Consider the following 24,875-nt stretch of genomic DNA (forward strand, 5'->3'; position numbering starts at 1 on the left):
AATACTACGATGGAAAAAACCTGTGTCCTCCTAGACCCTGGTTATATTATCGCTCCGGTTGACCCCCGAATCTTCGGGGGTTTTTTAGAACATCTGGGTCGGGCTATATATGGGGGGATATTTGATCCTCAGTCGAGCCTCGCAGATGAGCATGGGTTTCGCAAGGATGTTCTGGCTGCCCTGCACAATTTACACCTTACGACAGTACGTTATCCCGGCGGTAATTTTGCCTCGGGCTATCACTGGATGGATGGCATTGGGCCAAAAGATAAGCGCCCAAGGGCGCGTGAACTGGCCTGGCAATGTATTGAACCCAACCAGTTTGGCACCGATGAATTCCTCGGGCTGGCTCGAAGGATGGGCTGGCTTCCAATGATCACGGTTAATCTGGGCACAGGTACACCAGAAGAAGCCTGTAACTGGGTTGAATATTGCAATAGTCCGGCAGGAACGCGCTATGCTGATTTGCGGGTCGCGAATGGCTCTATTGATCCTTACGGGGTCAGGCTTTGGTGCCTTGGGAACGAAATGGATGGCCCCTGGCAACTGGGGCATCTACCTGCAGAACAGTATGCTCTTCTCGCTTCGCAAACGGCGAAAATGATGAAGGATATCGACCCGACCATTGAACTGGTGGCCTGTGGTTCGTCTACCATGAGCGGGCCAACATATATGGAGTGGGATCGCATTGTGCTGGAATATCTGGGACCGCAGGTAGAATATATTAGCCTGCATCGCTATGTGGGTAACCCGCGCGGAGATACAGCTGATTATCTTGCTGTTACCAACACCATCGACCGGCGGATTGAAGACCTGGACGCTGTCTGCCGGTTCGTACAGGCAAAAACACGCAGTAAGAAACGACATTATCTGTGTTTTGATGAGTGGAATGTCTGGTATCGAACGACGGGGGTTGAGGATTCCAGAGGAAAGGGGCAGGTGGCTCCACCATTACTTGAAGAATTCTACAACCTTGAGGATGCGCTGGTGGTTGCTGGCTTTCTAAATAGTTTTATCCGTCACGCTGATGCAGTAAAAATTGCCAACATTGCCCAGATGGTTAATGTCATTGCACCTATTCATACCCGGGGAGATCAGATACTTCTGCAAAGCATTTACTATCCATTGGCTATGTTTTCAAATCGGCGAGAGGGTGGAGAAGTAGCTCTTCACCCGGTGGTGAACGGACCGGCATATGAGAGTCCTTCGTATGGAGAAGTTAAATATATTGACGTGAGCGCGATCCTCGGTGATGGGATCATGCATGTTTTTATGATCAATCGCTCTTTGAACGAGGATGCGGTAGTAGAGATTAACCCCGGGGGCAGTAAATTCGAGTCAATTCTCTCAGCCGAAGTGGTGACTGGATCGTCGCCACAGGATAGAAATACCTACGAGGAGCCTTATCGCGTCATCAGCCGTTCCTTTGGGGCAGGTAAAGTGGTTGATGGAAAAGCGCTCGTTTCTCTTCCACCGCTGTCTTTTGTGGCTTTCACCTTGAGCATACAATAGGTTTCTGGAAGTTGGAACGCAGATGAATCGCATAGCCAATTCTCGGACTGCGGATAGGGTGAGCCATCCCTGCCTAGACGTTCTGGAAAAGGCAGGCATGGGTGTGTGGAACTATGACGGTTACGGGGCCTTGAGAAACCCTATCCGTACCTGATCGCAGGTTGTGGCGCAGTGGACATTCTGAGGAATGTATGTGGATGTGACAGCACGGTATGCCACAATAGTCTGGGGACTTGAGAAAAAGCCCGTCATTAGTGTGCGGACTGTTAACCATCCTGGCAGGCGTGTGACCGGGGCTATCTGGTGGGGCACGAACGCTTTAGTAGGCTGGGCCTGGAAACATTGTGAGGGAAACCGAGCTGAGATCGAGGTTTATGCTGATGCCTATGCTGTGGAGCTGTTTCTCAATGGAAAATCTCTGGGGAAAAAGCGGATCAGGGCTTTAAAACCGTCTTCAAGAAAGACGCGGTATATTACCGGTACGCTCAGAGCTGTGGCTTATGACCGAAACAGATATTCCCTGGGTGAAAGTGAGGTGAACTTTGCTACGGGCATATTGCGCATAGCCATTATCCCTGAAGAATCCCAAATCCAAGAAGTCCACCTCATCATAAAAAACTGCGTAGTAGAAAGCAACGACAACTGAGAACCTTCGGTGAGAGTAGAGGGGGGAACTTCTGGGTTTTGGCAGTGCTAACCCTTGCACTGAGGAGCGTTTCAATAGCAGAAGTTACACCACGTATTATGGGAAGGCTCTTTTAGCGGTTTTTTAGCGGTTAAAGCAGGGCTGGCTGAAAAGTTGAGGATGCATGTCAATGGCGGTGGTTCAGAACCTGTGGTAAAAGAGATTAAGATCACAGATGAAAAGCAGTTTGTATAAGGAGTAAACTCATGAAAACCGAAACAATTACTCTGAAGAGTAACCCCAATGTTACGCTTACTACCTATTTGCTCGATACTTCACCAGAAATGCCCAATACCAAAGTACGGCCTGCGGTATTAGTTTTTCCCGGGGGTGGGTACTTCATGTGCTCAGACCGGGAAGCCTAGCCGGTTGCAATGGCTTTTCTGGCTCAGGGGTACCATGCCTTCGTGTTGCGTTATTCGATCAAAGAAAATGCAGCCTTCCCTGCTCCTCTTCGAGATGCAGAGGAAGCGCTAGAGTGTATCCGCGCCAATGCGGGGCCGTGGGGTGTTCGCCCTGATAAGATCGCTGTCTGTGGTTTTTCGGCAGGTGGGCATCTTGCTGCGGCACTTGGAACGATGGGACGTGTATGCCCAAATGCGCTTATCTTAGGTTACCCTGTAATTCTTGACAGCCTTTCTCACATTCTGGCTGTTTCTATCCCTTCCCTGGAAAAGCACGTAGATTCCCAAACCCCACCGACATTTATCTTTACTACTGCTAATGATTCTGTAGTACCGGTGAACCACTCGCTCAAGTTTGCCGAGGCGCTCGATCAGGCTGGTGTACCCTTTGAGTTGCATATTTTCCAGGATGGTGCTCATGGGCTTTCTCTGGCAAAGCCGCACACCTCGAGCGGGTTTAAGGAACTGGTCCATGCAGGGGTTGCACGATGGGTGGAACTATGTGCCGTCTGGTTAGAGAATCTCTTTGGCGGGTTTGCTGTTGAACACGAGATGCCCTCAACGTGATGGTTTGATAAGGATGTTTCTACGGTAGGTCTCTGCATGGTAATTGCAGAGACCTACCGTTTTATGCACCTTTTACGAAGAGACTAGTGGATGTTGAATTCAGCCTGTAGAGCCTGTTGGTCCAGTGAGTGCTGGCCGACAATCAACCGATAGGTAGCGGGTTCTACCGTCCAACCGGAGTGAGGGTCATAATAGGCGAGGTCTCTCGCCGGGATGGCCACACGCACGGTTTGCGTCTGTCCGGGTTGAAGTTCTACCCGTTTGAAAGCCTTTAATTCTTTGGGGGCACGCTCTACTCGCGAGCCGGGAACTGCCACATAGAATTGCACCACGGTGGCACCGGGCAGGGAGCCGGTGTTGGTTACGTCCAGGGTGCATTGGAGAGTGCTCTGGGTGCTAAGAGCGGTTTCATTCAGTTTCAAGTTAGACAGGCTGAAGGTTGTATAGCTGAGACCAAATCCAAACGGGAAGGCCGGCATAACCCCGTCGCGTTCCAGCTTTCGGTAACCGTGCCAGAGATCGTAGGTGATAGTGCGGGCGTTAATATCGTAATACGGCAGGTCTTCGGGGCGTCTGGGGAAAACGCAAGGGAGCTTACCACTGGGGTTAATCTTGCCAAGTAGAATGTCGGCAAAGGCGTGCCCACCTTCCATACCCGGATACCAGAGCATGAGGATGGCAGGGACATGATGGCGCCAGTTTTCGGTGATGATAGCACTGCCACCCATCATGGCTACCACAACCCGCCGGTTCGCACCCGCTACCACGCGAATCAGTTCCTCGTCTTCTGGGTGGAGGGTTAATAATCGGCGGTCTCCACCAGGGGGCATAGCGTTGGGCACGCTATTGGTGGCGGTCATGCTGGCCATTAATTTTTGGGCAATGGGTAGCTCTTCAGGGGTGGGTGGGGGAAAGTTTTTCGCAAGTTCGGCCATCGAATCGGGCGAGACGAACTCACCTTCGTCCTGGCTGGTGTAACCCAATACCATCACAACCGCGTCGGCTTCACCAGCAAGGCGTGTGGCTTCGTTCGGATCAGTGCCATCAGCATACAGGATTTCTGCCTGCCCATGCAGGGCTTCCTGTAAGCCCTCGAGCGGGGTGATGACGTATTCTGGCCGGGTGTTGGAAGACCCTCCATCTCCGGTGTTGGGGGTGGCGGCTAATTTACCAATTACAGCCAACTTCTTTACCCCTTTCAGGGGTAGAAGCCCGCCGTCATTCTTGAGCAGGACAATGGACTTTTCGGCAGCTTCGCGGGCAATCTTGCGGTGAGCTTCACATCCTACCACGTCCAGGGTGTAGGCTTTGGGGTCGCGCCCCTGGGCAAAACGCACCTGCTGGCGGAGTACGCGAAATGCTGCGTCTTCGATGCGCTCCAGTGGTACCTCACCCTCCTCCACCAGACGTCTGAGGTGTTGCCGGTGAATCATGTCAAAAGGCATTTCTACATCTTGCCCGGCGAGGGCAGCCTTTTTGGAATCGCGCATGCCGAATATGAAGTCGGTCATTACAAAGCCCTGGAAGCCCCACTGTTGCTTGAGGATTTCGGTGAGCAGAGTGTAATTCTGTCCACAATATTCCCCATTGACACTGTTGTAGGCGCTCATGATAGAGGCGACCCCCTCTTCGACCACGCGTTTAAAGTGTCGCAGGTAAATTTCATGCAGGGGGCGGGGTTCGATCCTCACATCCACGGTGAAACGGGCGTTTTCCATGGAATTAAGCGCGTAATGCTTTGCACAAGCCATCACGTGCCTCTGTACGCCACGGGCCAGAGCTGCCCCAAATTCACCCAGATGGATGGGATCTTCACCATAGGTTTCCTGAGCGCGTCCCCAGGCTGGATGACGTAGGAGATTAATGCATACACCGCCAAAGAAGTTTCCCCCCATGGCACGCAGTTCGCGCCCGATGACATCTCCAATGCGTTCTTCCAGTTCCGGGTCAAAGGTTGCCCCCCGCGCCATAGAGACCGGGAAGGTGGTAGCGCCGTCAAGAATAACCCCGCGTGGGCCGTCCACAAAACGCACACCGGGAATGCCCAGACGTGTTGCCGGTGAATCATGTCAAAAGGCATTTCTACATCTTGCCCGGCGAGGGCAGCCTTTTTGGAATCGCGCATGCCGAATATGAAGTCGGTCATTACAAAGCCCTGGAAGCCCCACTGTTGCTTGAGGATTTCGGTGAGCAGAGTGTAATTCTGTCCACAATATTCCCCATTGACACTGTTGTAGGCGCTCATGATAGAGGCGACCCCCTCTTCGACCACGCGTTTAAAGTGTCGCAGGTAAATTTCATGCAGGGGGCGGGGTTCGATCCTCACATCCACGGTGAAACGGGCGTTTTCCATGGAATTAAGCGCGTAATGCTTTGCACAAGCCATCACGTGCCTCTGTACGCCACGGGCCAGAGCTGCCCCAAATTCACCCAGATGGATGGGATCTTCACCATAGGTTTCCTGAGCGCGTCCCCAGGCTGGATGACGTAGGAGATTAATGCATACACCGCCAAAGAAGTTTCCCCCCATGGCACGCAGTTCGCGCCCGATGACATCTCCAATGCGTTCTTCCAGTTCCGGGTCAAAGGTTGCCCCCCGCGCCATAGAGACCGGGAAGGTGGTAGCGCCGTCAAGAATAACCCCGCGTGGGCCGTCCACAAAACGCACACCGGGAATGCCCAGACGTGGAATTGCCCCGGCCACCCAGGGATGGTCAGCATAACCACCGCCGAGCATATCGGCCATGCCCACCCAGAAAGGCAAATCGCCTGACATCATTTTGATTTTTTCCTCGAGGGTGAGCTGCCCCAGGAGTTCGCGAGATCGTGCATCGATCTGGGCATCGCTCAATGGCTCGGGGATTTCCAGCCCGCCAAACGCAGGGCCATGATACTTGGCTTTAGCACTCATACGGCATCCCTCCGAAAAAGAAACAAAGCAGGATCAAAAAATTGGGTGTAACTTAGTTATTGACATTATAGTGAATTTTTGCAATAATGACTATAACGTTTCCGGTACCAATACCGGAAACGTTATCCCCAAAAACATGAAACGAAACTCGAAGAAAATTACGATCCGCGATGTTGCCAGAGCCGCCGGTGTTTCGGTCTCAACCGTATCCCGCGTTCTGAACCATAAGGATGATGTTTCGGAAGAAACCGTTCAGAAAATACGGAGCATCGTTCATGAATTGGGGTATGCCTCCAGCCTGGCGGCGCGCGGTATGCGTAGCCGTCGCACCAATGTGATTGGGCTGGTAATGCCCGACGTGGCCAGCCCTTATTGTCAGCACATTATGCTGGGGGTTAATCGGGCCATTTCCCGTTTAGAAAAGAACCTCATTATTTACACGAGTGGTAACTGGCCCAAAGAGAATATTGCTCAAAATGAGCGTTCTTATGTTTCTTTGCTCAATGGGGGAATTACTGATGGGTTGATTGTTGTTACACCTACCGCGACTGACTTTGCCACACATGCACCGGTGGTTATTATTGACCCCAATACTGAAACCCCCGATTATCCAGCCGTCATTGCGACTAACCGTGAAGGTTCTCTGGCTGCCATGAATTTTCTGACCGGGCTTGGGCATCGGCGAATTGGGCACATCACTGGCAGGTTGAACCTAATTAGTGCTCACCAGCGTTTGCAGGGATATAAAGACGGCCTGGCAGCTGCAGGTATCCCCTTTGACGAAAACCTGGTGGCCATTGGTGATTACAACACTGATACAGCCATCTGCTGTGCCCGAAAGCTGCTCTCGCTGCCCGACCGCCCAACGGCTATCTTTGCAGCCAACGACATGACTGCGCTCGGCGTTTACCAGGTTGCTAAAGAGATGGGATTACGAATTCCTGAAGATTTGTCGGTCGTCGGGTTTGATAACCTTCGTGAATCGGCGCTCATGGTGCCTGCGCTGACTACGGTAGACCAGTTTATCGAAGAGATGGGGTTTGTCGCCACTGAGATGATCGTGAAACTGGTGGACGAAGAACTTTTATCGGAGAATTTGCGAGTATTTCAAACCCAGCTGATTGTGCGGGAATCCTGTACTTTACCAACTGAAAAAGTTACTCAGTTATCCATTTAGAGGCTAGAAGCTCTCTGAGAGTCTTCTTTGTGCCCATTCTGCCGGTGAGAGAGTGTGCTGAGGTGCTTGTTGAGAAGGAAGGAGGTGGAACGGAACAAGGCCTGGTTATTTTCTGTATAACGTTCATGTATTGAACCCGATCGTTTGTCATCCTTTCTGTTGATTTGGGAGAGAAGGAAATGAAAAAAAACTTTGACCGCCGAAAGTTTCTGAAGATGGTGGGTGCAGGGACTGCAGGAGCAGTTCTTGCCTCCTGCGCGCCATCCGCCACCCAGGTTGTTGAGAAGCCTGTTGAAGTCACCCGCATTGTCGAGGTTCAGGGTACGCCCAAAGTGGAAGTGGTCACCGCCACGCCAGCTCCGACGAAACCCCCAGAGGCCGTGGCTGATGTGTTGGGTACCTTCCCCCGCCGCGAGACTCTCATTGCACGCATTCTTACCGGGCGCGTGGGCACTCCCGATAACTTCAACCAGTGGGTGGGCTGGAAGTGGCAGGATCGTGGCATGCAGAATCTGGCCGATGAGCCCTTCTGGTCGGTAGATTTTGCTACAGGCAAGATTATCCCCGGTGTGGCCGATGGAGACCCAACTTACACTTCTGATTTCACCGGCCTGACCGTTAAACTGCGCCAGGGAGTTAACTGGTCAGATGGAGAACCTTTCACTGCGGCCGATGTGGTCTACACCGTAGAAACCATAATGAAATACGAGGGCTTCAATGCCCACTCCTTCTTTGTGGATAACGTGGAAAGCGTGACCGCAGTCGATGATTATACAGTCGAGTTCAAGCTGAAACAGCCAAACTCCCGCTTCCATACTACCTTCCTCGATCGCTGGGGTTGCACTCGCTTCTTCCCAAAGCATATTTTTGAGAAAGTAGACGATCCTGTGCAGTTCCCGTTCAACCCCTATGTAGGGTGCGGCCCATACAAACTTCATAGCTATGATCCTCAAGGAAGCTGGACGGCGTGGGAAAAACGTGAGGACTGGGATAAAAGTCCTACCGGTATCATGTACGGCGAGCCCAAACCCAAGTACGTTATCTATCAGTACTTTGCCGATGAGGGTGCGCAAATTCTGGCTCAACTGACTCACCAACTGGATGTGGCTGAGCTTTCAGCTGATGGTCTCAAAGCTCTGTTGGCGCAGTCGAAGACCTCCCGTGCCTACCAGCCGACATTCCCGTTTGTGGTCAACAATGACCCATGCATCACGGGTATTCTCTTCAACACTGCTCGCCCGCCCTTCGATAATGTGGATGTCCGCTGGGCGCTGCTGTTAGCCATCGACATTGTGGAATACACGAGCATTGCAGTCGATTCTTCGGGTACATTGAGTCCGGTGCACATCCCGCATCTTGGCCCGTACCCAGAGGATTACATCCGCCCCATGCAGGACTGGCTGAAATCCTTCACTATTGACATCGGAAATGGCGAGACCTTTGCACCCTACGACCCAGAAGCCCCCAAGCGCGTGGCGGCCTACGCCCGAAGCCGAGGATATGTCTTCCCGGACGATCCGGCCTTCATCGAAAAAGCTTTCGGGCTTGGCTGGTACAAGTATGCCCCCGATGTGGCTACTAAATTGCTGGAGAAGAACGGATTCAAGAAAGATAAGGACGGAAAATGGCTTAAGCCCGATGGTACGCCCTGGAAGATCTCCTTCATGTGTGGCACGGTGCTTTCGAACCACGATGCACGCAACGCGGCGGCGGCAGTTCAGCAGTGGAAGAAGTTTGGCATTGACGCCGAGATGTACACCACCGAGAACGGCGATGGCCTTGGAGCCACTGGAGACTTTGATGTGAGTGGTGCCTGGCCGGCACAGGAGCCATGGGGTGCAGGCCCCGACCTTTACCGTGTGCTCGACCGCTGGAATTCAGCTTACAAGCGGCCTGTTGGGGAACGGACTCAGGGAATTTACTCGCGCTGGTCCAGCCCGGAGATGGACGCGATCATCAAGAAACTACGCGAGACCGACCCCTTCGACACCGAAGCCGTTATTGCCATTGGCACCGAAGGCCTCAAGGAAGCTGTCAAGAATATGCCCGGCATTCCTACATACGGGTATATCGGGTTCGTGGGCTGGGATGAATACTACTGGACCAACTGGCCCGGCAGCGAAAATCCCTACAATGAACCCTATACTCACTGGCCAAACTTCAAGTATACGACCCCCTTCCTGAAGCCAACCGGCGCGTAGCGATCTGGCAGGTTTGACCTAGAACCTTTCTACGATTCTCCTGGGCGGACAACCCGCCCAGGAGATCGCAGGTTTATTCTGAGGTAATAGGGGTATACTGTGAGAGAACACAAGGTTGAATTCCTCAAACTTTTCTTCTTAATGAGGGTAAGGCCGTGGCATTTGTAAAACGATATCTCATTCCCCGTTTGATCCAATATTTTCTGGTAATCTGGCTGGGTATAACCGTGGTTTTTCTTATCCCAAGGCTCACCCCCAATGACCCAATTATGCGAGTGATCGGAGAACTACGGGGGCGCGGTTCCACCCTGGAACCAGGTGCTATGGATGGAATCATCCGCGACCTGACGCAGTTATATGGCCTGGAGGGATCGTGGCTTGATCAGTACTGGGCGTTCTGGGGCAGACTATTCCGTGGTGACCTGGGCGTGTCATTCTTTCAATTCCCTGCTCGTGTGAACCAGCTAATTGCTGTGGCCATGCCATGGACGCTGGGCCTTTTACTCACCACCACGGCGATTTCGTGGATTGTGGGTAATATTATTGGCGGGCTGGCAGGGTACTATTCACGGAAAAGCTGGTCTCGTATTCTGGACGCCATCGCCATGGTAGTGCGCCCCTTGCCATATTACATCTTTGCTTTTGCATTGCTCTTGCTTTTTGCATACGTGGTTCGCTGGTTCCCCATTACCGGTGGGGCTTCTCTTGGGGCGGTGCCTACTTTCACCTGGGCCTATATCAAGGACGTTCTCTGGCATTCGTTTTTGCCAGCTCTGTCGCTGTGTGTTCTAGGAGGAGCGGTTACCTTCCAGACAATGAAGTTAATCGTGCAGAATGTGAATGCGGAGAATTTTGTCCAGTATGCCAAGATGGGGGGAGTCACCGAGGATCGCATTGTTGGCAAGTATGTCATTCGAAATGCCGTTTTACCGCAAATCACTGGCCTTGCGCTTTCCATCGGGCAAATTTTCAGTGGGGCGCTGATCACTGAAATTGTTTATGGGTACCCGGGCCTGGGCATGTTGCTTTACCGTGCCATTGTCAACGGTGACTACAACCTGATCATGGGAATCACCCTTTTTTCGATCATCGCCATTACTACAGCGATCCTGATCGTTGACCTGACGTATCCATTGTTCGATCCACGGGTCCGATACAAGTAGGAGGTCAGAGCCGTGAAAACCCTTCGAGACCTTTTTAGAGATTATCGCTTTGCTTTTAGTTTCGGAGTGCTGGTCATTATTGTGGTTATGGCCATTCTCTCCATCTTCTCACCATACGACCCAACCCTGTGGAATGTGGTACCCAAGGATCTAAAGCCCTCGGCTGAACACTGGCTCGGTACCGATTCCAACGGGCAGGATATCTTCTGGCAGGCCACTTTCGCTGTGCGCAATTCGTTGATCATCTCACTCATCGCCGGACTGGTTTCCAGAGTGATAGCTATCCTGGTAGGCATGATCGCCGGGTATCAGGGAGGGATGGTAGACCGGGTGTTGATGTTCGTTGGAGATAGCCTGCTGGTGATCCCTCTTTTCCTGATCATGGTCATGCTGGCTATGCTGGTGCGGCAGTATATGAATCTGGTAATTTTAGGATTGATGCTCTCGTTCTTTGGATGGGCATGGGATGCGCGGGTGATCCGCTCGATGATCTTAAGCCTCCGAGAGCGAGATTTTACGAAAACTGCCATCCTTTCTGGTACAGGAACGGTGAAACTGGTGTTGAATGAGTACATGCCTTTTGCCATGCCTTTGATCTTTTCTACTTTGATTAACAACATTGCCTGGGCGATTGGCCTTGAAATTACTCTGGCTATTCTGGGGTTAGTGAACCTGAATGTTCCCACTCTGGGGACGATGTTGAACTGGGCGCTGTTTTACCAGTCTATCCTGTTAGGTCGCTGGTGGTGGATTTTAACGCCGGTCGTGTTGTCGCTCTTCCTGTTCATTGCTCTGTACTGGATGTCTGTCAGTATCAGTGAATATCTCGATCCGCGTACCCGCATTCAACGGGTTGGAGCATCATAGGGGGAGCCATGGAGATACAGACTGAAACCATTCTGCGCACTGAGAATTTGAAGGCGTTCTACGTGCTGGATATGCACGGCACGCAAAAAATCGTTAAGGCGGTCAATGAGGTAGACCTGGCGATCAAAGAGAACGAGATTTATGGAATTGCCGGCGAGAGCGGGTGCGGCAAAACTACTTTACTAAAAGCGCTATTCAATGTCATTGAACCCCCTCTGCGATTGATAGGCGGAAAAATCTATTATCGGGTCAACTGGGAAGAAGTGGAAGTGACTTCGCTCAGCCCTGAGGAGAAACGCAGGCTTCGCCTGGAATATATATCGTACATCCCACAAGGGTCGATGAGCGTTCTGAACCCGGTTCTCAAAATCAAAGAGAGTTATCAGGATTTCATCGCCAGTCACGTGCCGGAACAATCCCGAAAGGAGACCATGGAGCTTGCTCAAAAGCAGATTGTAGAACTTGGTCTCCCTAAAAATATCCTGAATGCGTATCCGCATCAGTTATCCGGCGGTATGCGTCAGCGAGTGACCATTGCCCTCTCGGCGCTGCTCAGCCCTCGCATCATGATCGGTGATGAGCCCACCACAGCCCTGGATGTGGTAGTGCAGCGCGGGGTTATTCAGATGTTAAAGGAGATTCAGAGGAAATTGCAAAACACGATTATACTGGTAACCCATGATATGGGTGTACACGCCAATGTTGCCCATAGAATCGGGATCATGTATGCAGGGAAAATTGTGGAAGAAGGTACTACGATCCAAATTTTTGACAATCCTCTGCATCCTTACACCCAGTTTTTAATCAATTCGTTACCCAAGTTTGGCGATAAGATGATGCGTGAAAGCGTGCCCGGCAGCCCACCCTCTCTGGCCGATTTGCCCAGAGGGTGCCCTTTCCACCCGCGATGCCCATATACAAAGGATATTTGCCGAGAAAGCATGCCAGGTTTCTCCTACCCGGATGAAAAACACCGTGTTGCATGCTGGCTGATTGGGGAGGGTGAACATGGAAAAGCTTCTTGAGGTTAAAGACCTTACCAAACAATATGCCCTGGGCAGTCTGATCGCCAGAATCCTGATCACCGCTGTTGACCGTATCAGCTTCTATATGGACCAAGCCGAAATTTTCACCCTGGCTGGCGAAAGTGGCTGTGGTAAAACCACTACCGCGAAGATTGTTCTGGGGTTTGAAGAGGCCACCTCTGGCACCATTTTACACAGTGGTAAGCCACAAACGAGAAAGGAGAAGGTATGGATTACGGAGGGTGTACAGGCCATTTTCCAGGATCCGTTCAGTACGTTTAACCCTTTGCGCACGGTGGACTCCTATTTCTTTGAAACGGTCAAAAATTACCGGCTGGCAGAGTCCAAGACAGATGCTATTGAATTGATCGACCAAAAATTGCGCTCTGTAGGACTCACATATGGCGAGTTCGCCGGAAAATACCCCAACGAGTTCTCCGGTGGACAGTTACAGCGTATCTCCATCGCACGGGCATTAATGACCAACCCGAAACTGATCATTGCGGATGAACCGGTGTCTATGGTGGATGCCTCGCTGCGCATGGCTATCGTCAACCTGTTTAAAAAGCTACGGGATGAACTGGGGGTGAGTGTGCTCTATATCACCCACGACCTGGCTACAGCCTATTACGTCAGCGACCGAATTGCGATCATGTTCCGTGGGAATATCGTTGAGATGGGAACGGTTGAGCAGGTGCTGATGAATCCCCGTCATCCGTACACCCGCCTTTTGCGCGAATCGATTCCACAGGCCGATCCCCGGCAAACCTGGTCCGATACAGTAACGCTTGCAGAGTTGGAACACGATGAATACCTGCGGGAGGGGTGTAAATTTGCTGGGCGCTGCCCCATGGTAATGGAACGTTGCAGGAGAGAGGTTCCGCGCGATCTCTTTGTGGGAGATGTGCTTGTAAAGTGCCATCTTTACGAGGGCAGTGGGGAGACATCGCCTTCCTGAAAGCTCTGTCTGTACCCTTTCGCATTCCAACTAAAGGAAAACGAAAGGCTATCTAAAAAAACCGCCCTGGAGCCTTCAGAACTCCAGGGCGTTTTTTTAGTGCGGATGATGACAGGCCAGAAGGAGTTCTTTTGCCTGGAGAGGATTCCCAAGCAAAATTGAGGACTCTGTGGTTAGTTCTCACCATGCACCAGTTTTTCGGCGGTGGCACGGTCGGTGATAAGCACATTGATCCAACGGCCGTTAAGTGCTCCCAGAATGCCCTGGTACTTGCGGGGCCCGCCTGCAATGCCTACCGAACGCTCAGTACGACGCAATTGCTCCAACTGCATTGAAATAACACGATGGTCGAGAGAGCTATCGACTGGCTTACCCTGGATATCGTAAATCGGTAAGGTTCAATGGCTTCTCGCAAACGGTTGAGTAAAGGAAGGAAAGTTTTCCGGGTACAATAGGCAAGGAAATGCTCTCAGTAAGGAGTGGAAAGTGCCTGCACCTAAGATTCTCGTGATTGACGATGAGCCTTCAATCCACAATGTGATTACGGCATATTTAAAGGCGGAAGGGTATGAATATCAATCGGTTATGGACGGTCCATCAGGTCTCGCGGCAGCCCGTTCCTTTAAACCAGATGTGATTATCCTGGATGTAATGCTGCCCGGTATGGATGGTATCGAACTTCTGGCCAGGCTGAGACGAGAATCAAACGTGTATGTCATCCTGCTCACAGCCCGCTCCGAAGAGACCGATAAGATTGTGGGGCTCACTGTGGGGGCCGATGATTACCTCACCAAGCCCTTTAGCCCGCGCGAGCTGGTTGCTCGCATTAAGGCAGCCCTGAGAAGAGTCCAGAGCCCGACTACCCCGACAGAGGAGCCCGTGATACTCAGGTTCCCCCATCTCCAAATTGATACAGCTTCACGCCGCGTGTGGATGGGTGAGAGACAGGTCGAGCTTACAGCGATTGAATTTGATTTGCTGTTAACGCTGGCTCAGCACCATGGCATGGTGTTGAGCCGTGAACAACTGCTGGAGAAGGTTTGGGGGTACGATTTTTATGGTGACACACGGGTGGTAGATGTGCATATCAGCCATCTTCGGCAGAAGCTGGGGGACGACCACCTTATTGAAACCGTTCGTGGGGTGGGGTACCGTTTTGAAGACAGGTAGGTGACCGGGATGATCCGTTTTTTACGTTCGCGTCTCGCGTGGAAGGTTTTTCTTTCGTATGTGGTGGTCGTTCTGGTAGGGGTGGTAGTTCTGGCCACTGCCATCCGCTGGTCGGCACCGGTGGCTTTTGAGAGGCACATGGCAAGGATGGGGGCAATGATGTCGGGTGGGGGAATGATGGGAAATGGGCGCCTAACACAGACGGAATTGTTTACAAACTACACCGCGTCGGTGAGAGAAGCGCTCACACTGGCAACTTTTGCCGCACTGGCGGCTGCTGTGCTGGCCAGCTTCTTTATCAGCCGGCAGGTAGTTATCCCAATCCAGAAGATGATGCGTCTCAGCCAGCGTATTGCTGACGGAGAATTTCATGAAAGGCTGAACCTGTCAGGCGGAGGACAACTTGGTCAGCTGGATGAACTGGACCAGCTGGCCCTGAGCTTTAACCAGATGGCCGAGAAGCTGAAAAAAACCGAAACCATGCGCCGGCAGTTGATTGGTGATGTCACTCACGAGCTCCGTACCCCTCTGGCGGCGGTCAGGGGGTATATCGAGGGAATGATGGACGGGGTATTTCCGGCGGGGCCAGAAACTTACCAGTTAATGCATGGGGAAATTGAGCGGCTTCAGCGCCTGGTGGATGACCTGCAGGAACTCAGCCGTGTGGAGGCGGGGGCTTTCAAACTTAATCCAAGACCGGTCTCCATAAATAACCTGGTCGAAACAGTGAGAAGACACTTCGAACGACAGTTTGAGGAAAAAGGGGTGGTACTGGAAACCCGGGTAGAAGCCGGGCTTCCCGAGATAAAGGTAGACCCGGACCGCATCCTGCAGGTTTTAACAAACCTGGTAGGAAACGCCCTGCAATACACTCCTGCTGGCGGTAAAGTACAGGTGTATGCTTTCCGAGATAAGTCCGAAATCCATGTTTCAGTTGCTGATACGGGTATTGGCATTGCCCCGCAACATCTTCCGTTCATTTTTAATCGGTTTTACCGTGCTGATCCTTCCAGAACACGTACCAGCGGCGGAAGCGGTATCGGTTTAACCATTGCCCAGGCACTGGTCAAGGCGCATGAAGGGCGCATCTGGGCCGAGAGCAAAGGCGAAGGCCGGGGTAGCACATTTCATTTTACCCTTCCAATAAATCTGAATAGCCCATTTACAAAAACTTTACATAGCCTTTAAAGTTTCTTGATTCTTCCCTGGTATGCTTGCCTTGAAAATAAAAAGGATTTGTAACCGGAAAGGGAAGATGCGTATGTGTCTCTTTGGTTTTGGCGGATGGAATACTGGTTTTGGTTGGATCGGAATGGTCCTGAATTTGGTTTTCACCCTGGTTGTGATTTTGGGGGTGGTGTTTCTGGTAGTGTGGACGGTTCGTCGGGTGAGCGGACCACATTTGCCTGCTGGTTCATCTGGCCAGGGTGCGCTTTCGGCTAAAGAGATTGCTCAGCTCCGGTACGCCCGGGGAGAGATCAGCCGAGAAGAGTATCAGCAAATCCTGTCAGACTTGAATCATTAAACAGGAGGCTGCCATGATGGGGTTTGGAATGCTTGGAGGTATGGCATTGTTCTGGCTGCTTCTGATTGGTCTGGCGGTATTAGTGGTGCGGCTGCTTTTCCAGTCGGGCTCATCAGGAAGGAACAACCACGCTCATACGCCAACCTCGGCGCTTGAGATTCTTGAACAGCGGTACGCCCGGGGTGAACTTACCCGCGAGCAGTACCAGCAGATGCGGAAGGAGCTTCAGGAATTATTCCCTCAGGGATGATCATGAGGTTAATCTGCGAGGAAGCACTGGTCCGGCTTCGTTGACCGGGCAAGGGTGACGCGTTTTTCATTCTACACTACGCTTTCCTATCCGGTCGTTTATTAAAGATTTCGTGGTAGTCCTGGTCGAGTTCCGGGTCGACTTCGGCGTAGAGCTGGGTGGTAGTGATGCTGCGATGACGTGCCAGGCGGCGGGCTTTTTCAATGTTATTGGTAGCCAGCAGCACGATAGTAACAAAATAATGCCGGAAGGAATGAGGATGAATACGCCGAGCGGCTTCCTGTCCGAGAGCTTCGGCAGCGCGTTCACGGACAATGTCCCACGCTGAGGAAGGGTCGAGTGGGGAAGGGGAAGCTGCTCTGGCGGCCCGATCATGACGTACGAATAAGGGGGTGTGATGCCCGGCAGAAAGGGGGCGTCCCCGGCGCGCCGGGGTAGATGATATAGCCGCCTGGCGCGCATTGAGGTAATCACGGATAGCGTTCAAAGCACGTTGAGAAACACGTACCAGGTCATCTTTGTTTCCTTTACCCAACACATGTACGTGTCCTTCGAAGAAGTTAACATCCTCAAGTGTGAGTGAACAGGCTTCAGATACGCGCAACCCGGTATCAGCCAGGAGGAGGATCAGCGCACGATCGCGTAAATGTCGCAAGCGAGCGCGTTGTTGGGCAGCGTGACGGGCAGCTTCACTTTTTAGAGAGGCACCGATAGTGTCCACGGGAATGGTGGAAAGGGACTCGGCGTAGGCGATGAGTTGCTCGATTTCCTCCCGGGGAAACTGTGGTCGGCGGCGGGGTGCTTTTCGGGCACGTTCGGCAATCCATTGTTCAATACGTGGAATATGAGGAGACGCAAGGCGTTCGGCAAGAAGAAAGCGATAGAAACCCTTGACTGCTGCAAGATAGAGGTTCTGGGTGGCCGGGCTAAAGTCCTGCAGATTGGCAATAAAGGTAGCTACCCAGTCTTCATCCAGGTCGGCAGTTTCGGCTGTGGCTGGGTCAAGAGAGACATGAGAACCATCGGAAAGCGTTCTCCCGAGGCGCAAGGTATCGAAGAAAGCGTTTAGGCCATTGCGATATGAGGCCAGGGTACGTGGGCTGGCATTTTTCACCGATAGAAAGCGTTCCATTGCTTGCTGAAGAGTGATCATATATTAGAACAACCGTTCTCGGGTGGGGTGGGGGAGGGGACTCTCCCAGGCAAGATTGGTTCAAGAAACATCAATATTTCAGGAATGTTCGCTCTTATTTCAACTAAAACAATAGAATGAATAATGAATATGGTTAAGAAAAGATATAAAAAAGACGCTTGTTTAAAGAAGTATAGCTCAAGTCTGGCAGTAATACAAGCCCAATATAATTGATCTTATCTTGGGCTATTTATCGGCTTTCAACCAACCCAAGGTTCCTTCTGACCTCTCTTGGCCTGTCACCAGAATACATAATTTATTCTATAATGAATGATTGAGAAAACCCCCATCTAACAAGAGCAGAGAACAATGGCCCAAGTCTTTCCCGATGAAGTCCTCTTTGATATATCTTCCCAGCGCTGGTACGATGCCTCCTGTAGCGAGGCGGCCTTCCTTATTGGGGGTATTGGCACGGGAAACTTTTCCATCGGTGCACGCGGCGAATTGCGCGACTGGGAACTGTTTGGTACTCCAGCCAAAGGCAATCTCCTGCCCAACACCTTTTTTGCCATCTGGATATGCTCACCAGAGCACCAGCCTGTTGCCCGGGTGCTCGAAAGTCAGATCCGCCCACCCTTCCGCCGCTCACACGGATTTGTAGATTACGAAGTCGGGGGGTTGCCGCGCTTCGGGCATTCCCGGCTCAAAGCGGAATATCCTTTTGTTACTGTTGAGCTGAGTGACCCAACCCTTCCGGTGACCGTCACGCTTGAGGCCTTCAACCCGTTCATTCCCCTCAACGCGGATGACTCGGGTATTCCCACGGGTATCCTGCGTTACCGGGTGAAAAATATCACCGATCACTCGCTATCGATCTCGGTAGCTGGCTCACTATGTAATTTCTCGACATTCCAGGGATATGAACACCACACCTGGAAAGCTGTAAAAATGGCCGACGAAGTAGTCAACGAATACCGCGACGATGGGTTGATCCGCGGGCTATTTTTCAGGCCAAAGAATCTTCATCCGGGGCACCGCTATTACGGCACCATGGCGCTTACCACCCGCGATACCTCTGTCTCACACAAACGTGCCTGGCTTAATGGTGGCTGGTGGGATGGTCTGCAAGATTTCTGGGATGATTTCCGCCAGGATGGCTGCCTGGAGCGTGAAGCGCACTACACTCAAAAAGACGCTCCCGCAACCTTTCCGGATAAGGTGGGTTCCCTGGCTATTTACCACGAGGTGCCTCCTCACGAAGAAACGGTGTTTGAATTTCAGATTAGCTGGTATTTCCCTTACCGGGTGAACTCTTGGAGTGTTCAAATGTACCGCGAAGCCCGTGCCCGCGGAGAGAAGGTAGCCACCTGTGCTTGCGGTGGAGAGAATTGTTCTTGTGATGAAATCCCTTTCATCCGGCAGTATTATGCCACTCGCTTTAGCGATGCCTGGAACGTTGCCCATTACACCATGACCAACCTGGAGCGTCTGGAAGGCACCAGCCGACTATTCAGGGATGCCTTTTTCAATTCTACCCTACCCTCTTATGTTTTGGACGCAGTGGCTTCCAATATCACTGTTTTACGCAGCCCAACCTGTTTCAGGCTGGAAGACGGTACACTTATGGCCTGGGAAGGGTGCTTCGATGAAGAGGGGTGCTGTGAGGGTAACTGTACCCACGTCCTTAACTATGCGCAAACCGTAGCCTATCTTTTCCCCGAACTGGAACGCTCCATGCGCCGGGTAGAATTTGCCACAGAAACTGAACCCTCTGGCAAGATGAACTTTCGCAGTTATAAGCTCTTCGGCATGGAAGGTCAGAAGCACATGCCCGCCGCAGATGGCCAGCTTGGGACGATTGTGCGTCTTTATCGCGAATGGAAGCTTTCGGGAGATGACGATTTTCTTCGATCGCTGTGGCTACCAGCCTGCAAGGCATTAGATTTTGCCTTTGAAGTGTGGGACCGTGATGGAGATCTTGTGCTCGACACGGACCTTTTCAATACCTATGATATTGCTTTTCAGGGCCCCACTTCGATGATTAACTCCCTCTTCTATGCCGCCTTGCTGGCTGGCGCTGAGATGGCCGAATACCTGGGCGAGACAGACCAGGCCGCACGTTACCGCGCCGCCTTTGAAGTGGGTTCCCGGCGCATGGATGACCTCCTCTGGGGAGGCGACTATTACATTCAGAAATTGGATGACGTGAACCAGTTCCGTTACCAGTATGGTGCTGGTTGCCTGGCTGACCAGCTTTTCGGTCAGACTCTTGCCCATTTAACGGGCCTGGGTTATGTTCTCCCAGAGGAACATGTGAAGAAGGCTGTCCGGGCAATTTTTGACCACAACTTTGTGACTGATTTCTCAGATCACCATAATACCCAGCGCACCTATGCCCTCAATAATGAGAAAGGCCTGCTTTTGTGTACATGGCCGAATGGAGAACGCCCTCGTCTGCCATTCCCTTACTCTGATGAAGTCTGGAGCGGCATTGAATATCAGGTAGCTACCCATCTGATCTATGAAGGTTATCTGCGTGAAGGGCTGACACTGGTGAAGGCTGTACGCGACCGCTACGATGGTATCAAACGCAACCCGTGGGATGAAATTGAGTGCGGACATCATTACATGCGCTCACTGGCCAGCTACGGGGTACTGGTGGCGCTTTCTGGCTTTCAGTGTGATCTTCCCCGCCGGAAGATTTCCTTTGCTCCACGCATCTTTGCCAACCACTTTCGTTGTTTCTTCTCTGCCGGAACAGGCTGGGGTGTTTATAGCCGGTTCGTTAATTCCCAGGGGCAGATAGAAGAGCAAGTAGAAGTACTCTACGGGGATTTGAGTGAGATTGAACTGGTGAGAGTTGGTTCTTAAGAGGATTGTGTTTTGCGTAGATATGATCCGGTCTGCACCTATTGCGTCCTGCGTCTTGCTGAAGAAATTCCGAACCGTGTGTAGTTAGGCACATAGCCAGGCTTTTTTGTGTAATACAAATCGATCTATTATATCTACCAACTACAGTAAAGAAATATGCTAAAATGAAACTACACACCCCTGGTTCGACCCGAAAGTTTCTGCCGTGTCTTATAAAGTCTTTCTCGTTGAAGATGAAGTAACTACCCGAGAAGGCATTCGCGACAATGTCGACTGGCATTCGGTGGGATTTGAATTGTGTGGTGAAGCTTCCGATGGCGAGGTCGCCCTACCGCAGATCGAAATTATCCAGCCCGATGTGCTGATCACTGACATTAAAATGCCCTTCATGGACGGCCTCCAGTTGTGCCGCATCATACGCCAGCATTGGGCATGGATGAAGATCATTATCATCAGCGGCTACAACGATTTTCAATACGCTCAAAGCGCGATTAAACTGGGAGTCAGCGAATACGTCCTAAAGCCGGTCAGTGTACAAGACCTGCAAACCATCCTTGCCCGGATGGCCTTCATCCTCGATCAGGAAAAGGTGGAACGTGCCCACCTCAAGCAGCTCAGCCGCCAGGTGCAGGATACCCTGCAGCTCCAGCGCGAAAAATTTCTCCTGCGTCTGCTGACAGGTGGAGAGAGCGCCGTTTCGGCCATCGAACAGGGGCAAGAGCTGGGGCTTAACCTCATGGCACCATGCTACCAGGTCTACGTTCTCTCGGTACATCTCTCCGCCAGCTCTCGCCCCCTCCCTTACGAAACAGCTCAACAGGTAGAAAATATCATCAACGGGGTGATCGGCGGCAATCCCTGGGTTTTACTCACCAGGGTGGGACCGGGGCAGTTTGTTTTCCTTTTTAAAGCCGAAAGCATGGAGCAAATCGAACAGGAAAGCGCTTTTCTGGCCGAACTGGTGCGAGAGGAGATTGAAAAATCTACCGATTGCAGTGTTGCGCTTGGTGCGGGTTCACCCCAGCGCCGTCTGGGCGACCTGTACCATTCTTTTGCCCAGGCCTGGATGCTGGCCGAAAGTGGCCCGGCTGCACCTCCAGCTGAAGAGATTAAGAAAGCCGATCCTTCTCAACTCTTCCAGTTTCTTCAGCATGGAAATATTGAAGAGCTTGACGCATTCTTTGATGCTGTTTACCGTCCTTTGATCGAGCCCCCTACTCCTTCTGGCCTGATGCTCCATTACCTTCTTATAGATGCCACGCTGGCTACAGCCAAGTTCCTAAGTGAACTTGGGGGGAATGTGGGGCAGTTATCTGACTCTATCCTTACTACGGGAGAATCGATATCTCCTGCAACGCCCGATCAGTTTAAAAATCGGCTCCAGAAGCTGGCCGAAACCGCCTTCGCATTTCGTGACAGCCTGGCTAAAACCGATCGCTCTTCCATAATCCAGGCGGCCAGAGCCTACATCGCAGCCCACTACACCGATCCCAATTTATCTCTCGCCGAGGTTGCAGCGCACGTTCATTTTAGCCCCAACCACTTTTCTGTGGTATTCAGTGAAGAAACCGGCAGTACATTTAAAGACTATCTCACACAGTTGCGCATCGAACAGGCTAAAAAACTGCTACGCATGTCGCACTGTAAATGCTCAGAGGTTGCCTGCCAGGTTGGGTACAACGATCCTCATTACTTCAGCCTCATCTTCCGCAAAAAAACCGGCCTCACACCGCAACAGTACCGTACGAAAACCTGAGCTGTTTACAAACAACCTCAAATCAACAGGGTGGTGACCATGGATATCGAAACACCTATCCCCCGGAACATTCCCGGCTATCTGGAGAGGTTCATCGCCTTCTTTTTACGCATCCCTATCTCATTACAGACGAAGATCCTCGTTTCTTTTTTCACCGTTATCATCCTTCTCTCGGCGATGAATGGTCTTCTCGCCCTGGAGTTGATGAATTTCAATCGTAAATACGACGCCATCATCACCAATATCACCACCGCCAACAGCATTAATGGTTACATTAAACCTGCCATCGACCGTGAAATGTGGGACATTGTTGCCGGGAAGAAAAGTTTCGCTGAAGGCCAGCAGTATCAGATCATTGACGAGGTCAACCGGCAACTCCAGACCATGATGGCGAACACCAGCTCCGATAAATCGCGCATTAAGCTGGATGTCATCCGCCGTACCATGGACACCCTTACCCAGTACGTAGACAAACTGGGGCGCCAGATGGAACAGGGTAGCCGGGTGGCGGAGAACGAAAAAGTACTCAACGACATCCGCGGTGTATCCGCAGTGGTCGAATCGACCACACAGGATTATATGATCTTCGAAGTCAATCAGGCTAAAGCCGAGTACATTCAAAATAAAGAGCGATTTTCTCGTTTGGGGATCCTCTACCTAATTCTACTTCCCTGCGTGGTAGGATTTTCGGTGGCTGCTACCTGGCTCATATCGGCCAGTATTTACACCCCCATTAAAAAACTTCATGACGTCACCACCACAATCACTCGAAACGATCTTCAGGCTCTGATCACCGGCCATAACGTGGATGAAATCACCGAACTGGGGTTGAGCTTTAACATTATGATTGGCAAGATTCGTCAACTCCTGGACGCCAAAATGAAAGAACAGGAATCGTTAAAGAAAGCAGAGATGAAGGCGCTCCAGGCTCAGATTAACCCGCATTTTTTGTACAACACGCTGGATACTATTTTATGGATGGCTCAGGACCAGAAGACCGATAAAGTGATCGAAATTGTACAGGCCCTCTCAAACTTCTTCCGGATCGGGTTGAGCAAAGGACAGGACTGGATTCCCATCGAGCAGGAAATTGAACATGTTCGCTGCTACCTGGCCATTCAGAAAATGCGATACCACGATATTCTGAATTACCGATTTGAAATCGACCCCGAGATTCTCTCCGGCACTATCCTGAAGCTCACCCTCCAGCCGCTGGTCGAAAATGCCATTTACCACGGCATCAAGGCTAAACGCGACGGCGGCACAATCACTGTACGAGCGCACCGGGCCGATAAAAATCAGGTGCTCCTGGAAATTATTGACGACGGCGTCGGATTGACCCCCTATAGGTTGGGAAAAATTCAAGAAGCGCTGAAAAACGGGTCAGGAGAAATTTCCTTCACTGAAACTGGTTTCGGGCTGGAAAACGTCCATCGGCGCATTCAACTTTACTACGGTGAACAGTATGGCCTGACCATCGAATCTACCTACCGCGAGGGCACGCGGGTAACTGTCAAAATTCCTCTCTTGCGAGAGACTCCATCTTTCGTCGAGGAGGTGACAGCATGAGAACACAACAGGGAACGCCAAAAATTTGGAAAATGCTCCTCCTGTTGCTCCTTATATTCCTGGTAGCATGTAGCCAGCAGAGCACGCCACCTTCCATGGCCACCACCCGCCCTAAAAAAACCTACAGAGATCTTGTAGTCGGTTTTGCCCAGGTAGGTGCAGAAAGCGAGTGGCGCACAGGCAACACCGCCTCGATTAAAGAAGCTGCCGAAGAACTGGGAGTGGAGCTCATCTTCGCCGATGGCCAGCAGTCGCAGGAAAACCAGATTAAAGCCATCCGCACGTTCATTGCCCAGCAGGTCGATGTAATTGGCGTTTCACCGGTAGTCGAAAACGGCTGGGATTCGGTCTTTCAGGAAGCCAGAGATGCCGGAATTCCCATCATTTTAGTTGACCGCCGTGCTAATGTGGATGAAAGTCTGTATGCCACCCACCTTGGATCTGACTTTGTAGAAGAAGGCCGCAATGCTGCTCGAGTGATGGCCAAGCTGCTCAACGGTAAAGGTAATATTGTTGAGCTGACCGGCACCACTGGCTCAGCCCCGGCTATTGACCGTTACAAGGGCTTTCGCGAAATTATGCAGGAGTATCCCGAGATACACATTATCGCCTCAGTTGACGGAGATTTCACCCGTGCCAGAGGGAAAGAAGCCATGGCCGATCTGTTAAAGCAATATGGCTCACAGATCAACGCCCTTTATGCCCATAACGATGACATGGCTATCGGCGCCATTAAAGCCATTGAGGAATATGGCCTTCAACCGGGGGTAGATATCAAGATCGTATCAATTGACGCCATTCGCGATGCCTTCCAGGCTATGATCGATGGGAAATTGAATGCCACTGTGGAATGCAACCCTCTCCTGGGGCCCAAATTCTTCGAGCTGGCGCTTAAAGTGGTTAACGGAGAAGCTGTACCCAAGTGGATTCCATCCAGCGAAAGCATCTTCTATCCCGAGAACGCCAGAGAAATTTTGCCATCGCGTAAGTATTGAAGGCGCATCGGAAGAAAATTAACTTTTTTCGAAAAAAAGACGACCTCTCCAGCATGGGCCGTCTTTTTACGTTAATTTTTTAACCAGGTTCGTAAAACCAACACTCTCTCCTGACCAATCTTTTTTCTATCATAAAA

21 protein-coding genes and 1 pseudogene are annotated in these 24,875 nt (G+C 51.5%); 18 read left to right on the plus strand and 4 right to left on the minus strand.

Annotated elements, in window-relative coordinates; all coding sequences use genetic code 11:
- The first annotated feature begins 9 nt into the window (after window positions 1-9).
- The 4 genes from ATHL_RS06135 (at window position 10) to ATHL_RS06145 (ending at window position 3,168) form a co-directional block, all read left to right on the plus strand.
- Entirely contained in the window at window positions 10-1,512 is a 1,503-nt protein-coding gene (locus ATHL_RS06135; RefSeq protein ID WP_062190882.1) for an alpha-N-arabinofuranosidase, read from the plus strand.
- A 193-nt stretch (window positions 1,513-1,705) separates the two neighbouring features.
- On the plus strand, window positions 1,706-2,158 hold the full coding sequence (locus tag ATHL_RS06140) for a DUF4982 domain-containing protein (RefSeq protein ID WP_162787616.1): 453 nt from the start codon (window positions 1,706-1,708) through the stop codon (window positions 2,156-2,158).
- A gap of 245 nt (window positions 2,159-2,403) precedes the next feature.
- Window positions 2,404-2,562, plus strand: a complete 159-nt coding sequence (locus tag ATHL_RS19125) for a hypothetical protein (protein ID WP_201797941.1) — start codon at window positions 2,404-2,406, stop codon at window positions 2,560-2,562.
- 9 nt (window positions 2,563-2,571) lie between these two features.
- Window positions 2,572-3,168, plus strand: a complete 597-nt coding sequence (locus ATHL_RS06145; RefSeq protein WP_201797942.1) for an alpha/beta hydrolase — start codon at window positions 2,572-2,574, stop codon at window positions 3,166-3,168.
- 83 nt (window positions 3,169-3,251) lie between these two features.
- On the opposite strand, the gene ATHL_RS06150 is transcribed toward ATHL_RS06145, so the two are convergent.
- On the minus strand, window positions 3,252-5,201 hold the full coding sequence (locus ATHL_RS06150) for a glycoside hydrolase family 3 C-terminal domain-containing protein (protein ID WP_084001219.1): 1,950 nt from the start codon (window positions 5,199-5,201) through the stop codon (window positions 3,252-3,254).
- Between the two features lie 86 nt (window positions 5,202-5,287).
- Window positions 5,288-6,079: pseudogene (locus ATHL_RS19255) on the minus strand (glycoside hydrolase family 3 protein); the annotation flags it as partial.
- A gap of 136 nt (window positions 6,080-6,215) precedes the next feature.
- Here ATHL_RS19255 and ATHL_RS06160 point away from each other — a divergent pair.
- The 6 genes from ATHL_RS06160 (at window position 6,216) to ATHL_RS06185 (ending at window position 13,470) form a co-directional block, all read left to right on the plus strand.
- Window positions 6,216-7,256, plus strand: a complete 1,041-nt coding sequence (locus tag ATHL_RS06160; protein WP_062190894.1) for a LacI family DNA-binding transcriptional regulator — start codon at window positions 6,216-6,218, stop codon at window positions 7,254-7,256.
- Between the two features lie 179 nt (window positions 7,257-7,435).
- Complete coding sequence (locus ATHL_RS06165; protein WP_084001220.1) at window positions 7,436-9,457, plus strand: ABC transporter substrate-binding protein; 2,022 nt, start codon at window positions 7,436-7,438, stop codon at window positions 9,455-9,457.
- Between the two features lie 155 nt (window positions 9,458-9,612).
- Window positions 9,613-10,620: an ABC transporter permease gene (locus ATHL_RS06170; protein ID WP_062190897.1), complete on the plus strand. Its 1,008-nt coding sequence runs from the start codon at window positions 9,613-9,615 to the stop codon at window positions 10,618-10,620.
- 12 nt (window positions 10,621-10,632) lie between these two features.
- Window positions 10,633-11,487, plus strand: a complete 855-nt coding sequence (locus tag ATHL_RS06175; protein WP_062190899.1) for an ABC transporter permease — start codon at window positions 10,633-10,635, stop codon at window positions 11,485-11,487.
- Window positions 11,488-11,495: 8 nt separating this feature from the next.
- Window positions 11,496-12,512 (plus strand): ABC transporter ATP-binding protein, encoded by a 1,017-nt coding sequence (locus ATHL_RS06180; RefSeq protein WP_062190901.1) that lies wholly within the window; start codon window positions 11,496-11,498, stop codon window positions 12,510-12,512.
- Complete coding sequence (locus ATHL_RS06185; protein WP_062190903.1) at window positions 12,496-13,470, plus strand: ABC transporter ATP-binding protein; 975 nt, start codon at window positions 12,496-12,498, stop codon at window positions 13,468-13,470. The genes ATHL_RS06180 and ATHL_RS06185 overlap by 17 nt, the downstream gene beginning before the upstream one ends.
- 173 nt (window positions 13,471-13,643) lie before the next feature.
- Here the strand turns inward: ATHL_RS06185 and ATHL_RS06190 are convergent, their stop codons facing one another.
- Window positions 13,644-13,859, minus strand: a complete 216-nt coding sequence (locus tag ATHL_RS06190; RefSeq protein WP_084001221.1) for a sugar-binding domain-containing protein — start codon at window positions 13,857-13,859, stop codon at window positions 13,644-13,646.
- A 97-nt stretch (window positions 13,860-13,956) separates the two neighbouring features.
- On the opposite strand from ATHL_RS06190, the gene ATHL_RS06195 reads away from it, so the two are divergent.
- The 4 genes from ATHL_RS06195 to ATHL_RS06210 all read left to right on the plus strand — a co-directional run bounded on the left by ATHL_RS06195 (window position 13,957) and on the right by ATHL_RS06210 (window position 16,415).
- Window positions 13,957-14,640 (plus strand): response regulator transcription factor, encoded by a 684-nt coding sequence (locus ATHL_RS06195; RefSeq protein ID WP_062190906.1) that lies wholly within the window; start codon window positions 13,957-13,959, stop codon window positions 14,638-14,640.
- A 9-nt stretch (window positions 14,641-14,649) separates the two neighbouring features.
- A complete protein-coding gene (locus tag ATHL_RS06200; RefSeq protein WP_062190909.1) occupies window positions 14,650-15,828 on the plus strand; it encodes a sensor histidine kinase in 1,179 nt (392 codons plus the stop codon).
- A 124-nt stretch (window positions 15,829-15,952) separates the two neighbouring features.
- Entirely contained in the window at window positions 15,953-16,165 is a 213-nt protein-coding gene (locus tag ATHL_RS06205; RefSeq protein ID WP_201797943.1) for an SHOCT domain-containing protein, read from the plus strand.
- Window positions 16,166-16,178: 13 nt separating this feature from the next.
- On the plus strand, window positions 16,179-16,415 hold the full coding sequence (locus ATHL_RS06210; RefSeq protein ID WP_201797944.1) for an SHOCT domain-containing protein: 237 nt from the start codon (window positions 16,179-16,181) through the stop codon (window positions 16,413-16,415).
- Between the two features lie 76 nt (window positions 16,416-16,491).
- Here ATHL_RS06210 and ATHL_RS06215 read toward each other — a convergent pair whose 3' ends face one another.
- On the minus strand, window positions 16,492-17,568 hold the full coding sequence (locus ATHL_RS06215) for a tyrosine-type recombinase/integrase (RefSeq protein ID WP_062190916.1): 1,077 nt from the start codon (window positions 17,566-17,568) through the stop codon (window positions 16,492-16,494).
- Window positions 17,569-17,916: 348 nt separating this feature from the next.
- On the opposite strand from ATHL_RS06215, the gene ATHL_RS06220 reads away from it, so the two are divergent.
- The 4 genes from ATHL_RS06220 to ATHL_RS06235 all read left to right on the plus strand — a co-directional run bounded on the left by ATHL_RS06220 (window position 17,917) and on the right by ATHL_RS06235 (window position 24,738).
- Window positions 17,917-20,418: a GH116 family glycosyl-hydrolase gene (locus ATHL_RS06220; RefSeq protein ID WP_062190919.1), complete on the plus strand. Its 2,502-nt coding sequence runs from the start codon at window positions 17,917-17,919 to the stop codon at window positions 20,416-20,418.
- 205 nt (window positions 20,419-20,623) lie between these two features.
- The gene (locus tag ATHL_RS06225) at window positions 20,624-22,174 is read left to right on the plus strand and encodes a response regulator (protein WP_062190922.1); all 1,551 of its coding nucleotides are present in this window, start codon (window positions 20,624-20,626) and stop codon (window positions 22,172-22,174) included.
- A 39-nt stretch (window positions 22,175-22,213) separates the two neighbouring features.
- Window positions 22,214-23,743 (plus strand): sensor histidine kinase, encoded by a 1,530-nt coding sequence (locus ATHL_RS06230; RefSeq protein ID WP_062190925.1) that lies wholly within the window; start codon window positions 22,214-22,216, stop codon window positions 23,741-23,743.
- Window positions 23,744-23,838: 95 nt separating this feature from the next.
- Complete coding sequence (locus tag ATHL_RS06235) at window positions 23,839-24,738, plus strand: ABC transporter substrate-binding protein (protein WP_062190984.1); 900 nt, start codon at window positions 23,839-23,841, stop codon at window positions 24,736-24,738.
- The last annotated feature ends 137 nt before the right edge of the window (window positions 24,739-24,875 follow it).

The organism is Anaerolinea thermolimosa, from assembly GCF_001050195.2.
Lineage (GTDB): Bacteria > Chloroflexota > Anaerolineae > Anaerolineales > Anaerolineaceae > Anaerolinea > Anaerolinea thermolimosa.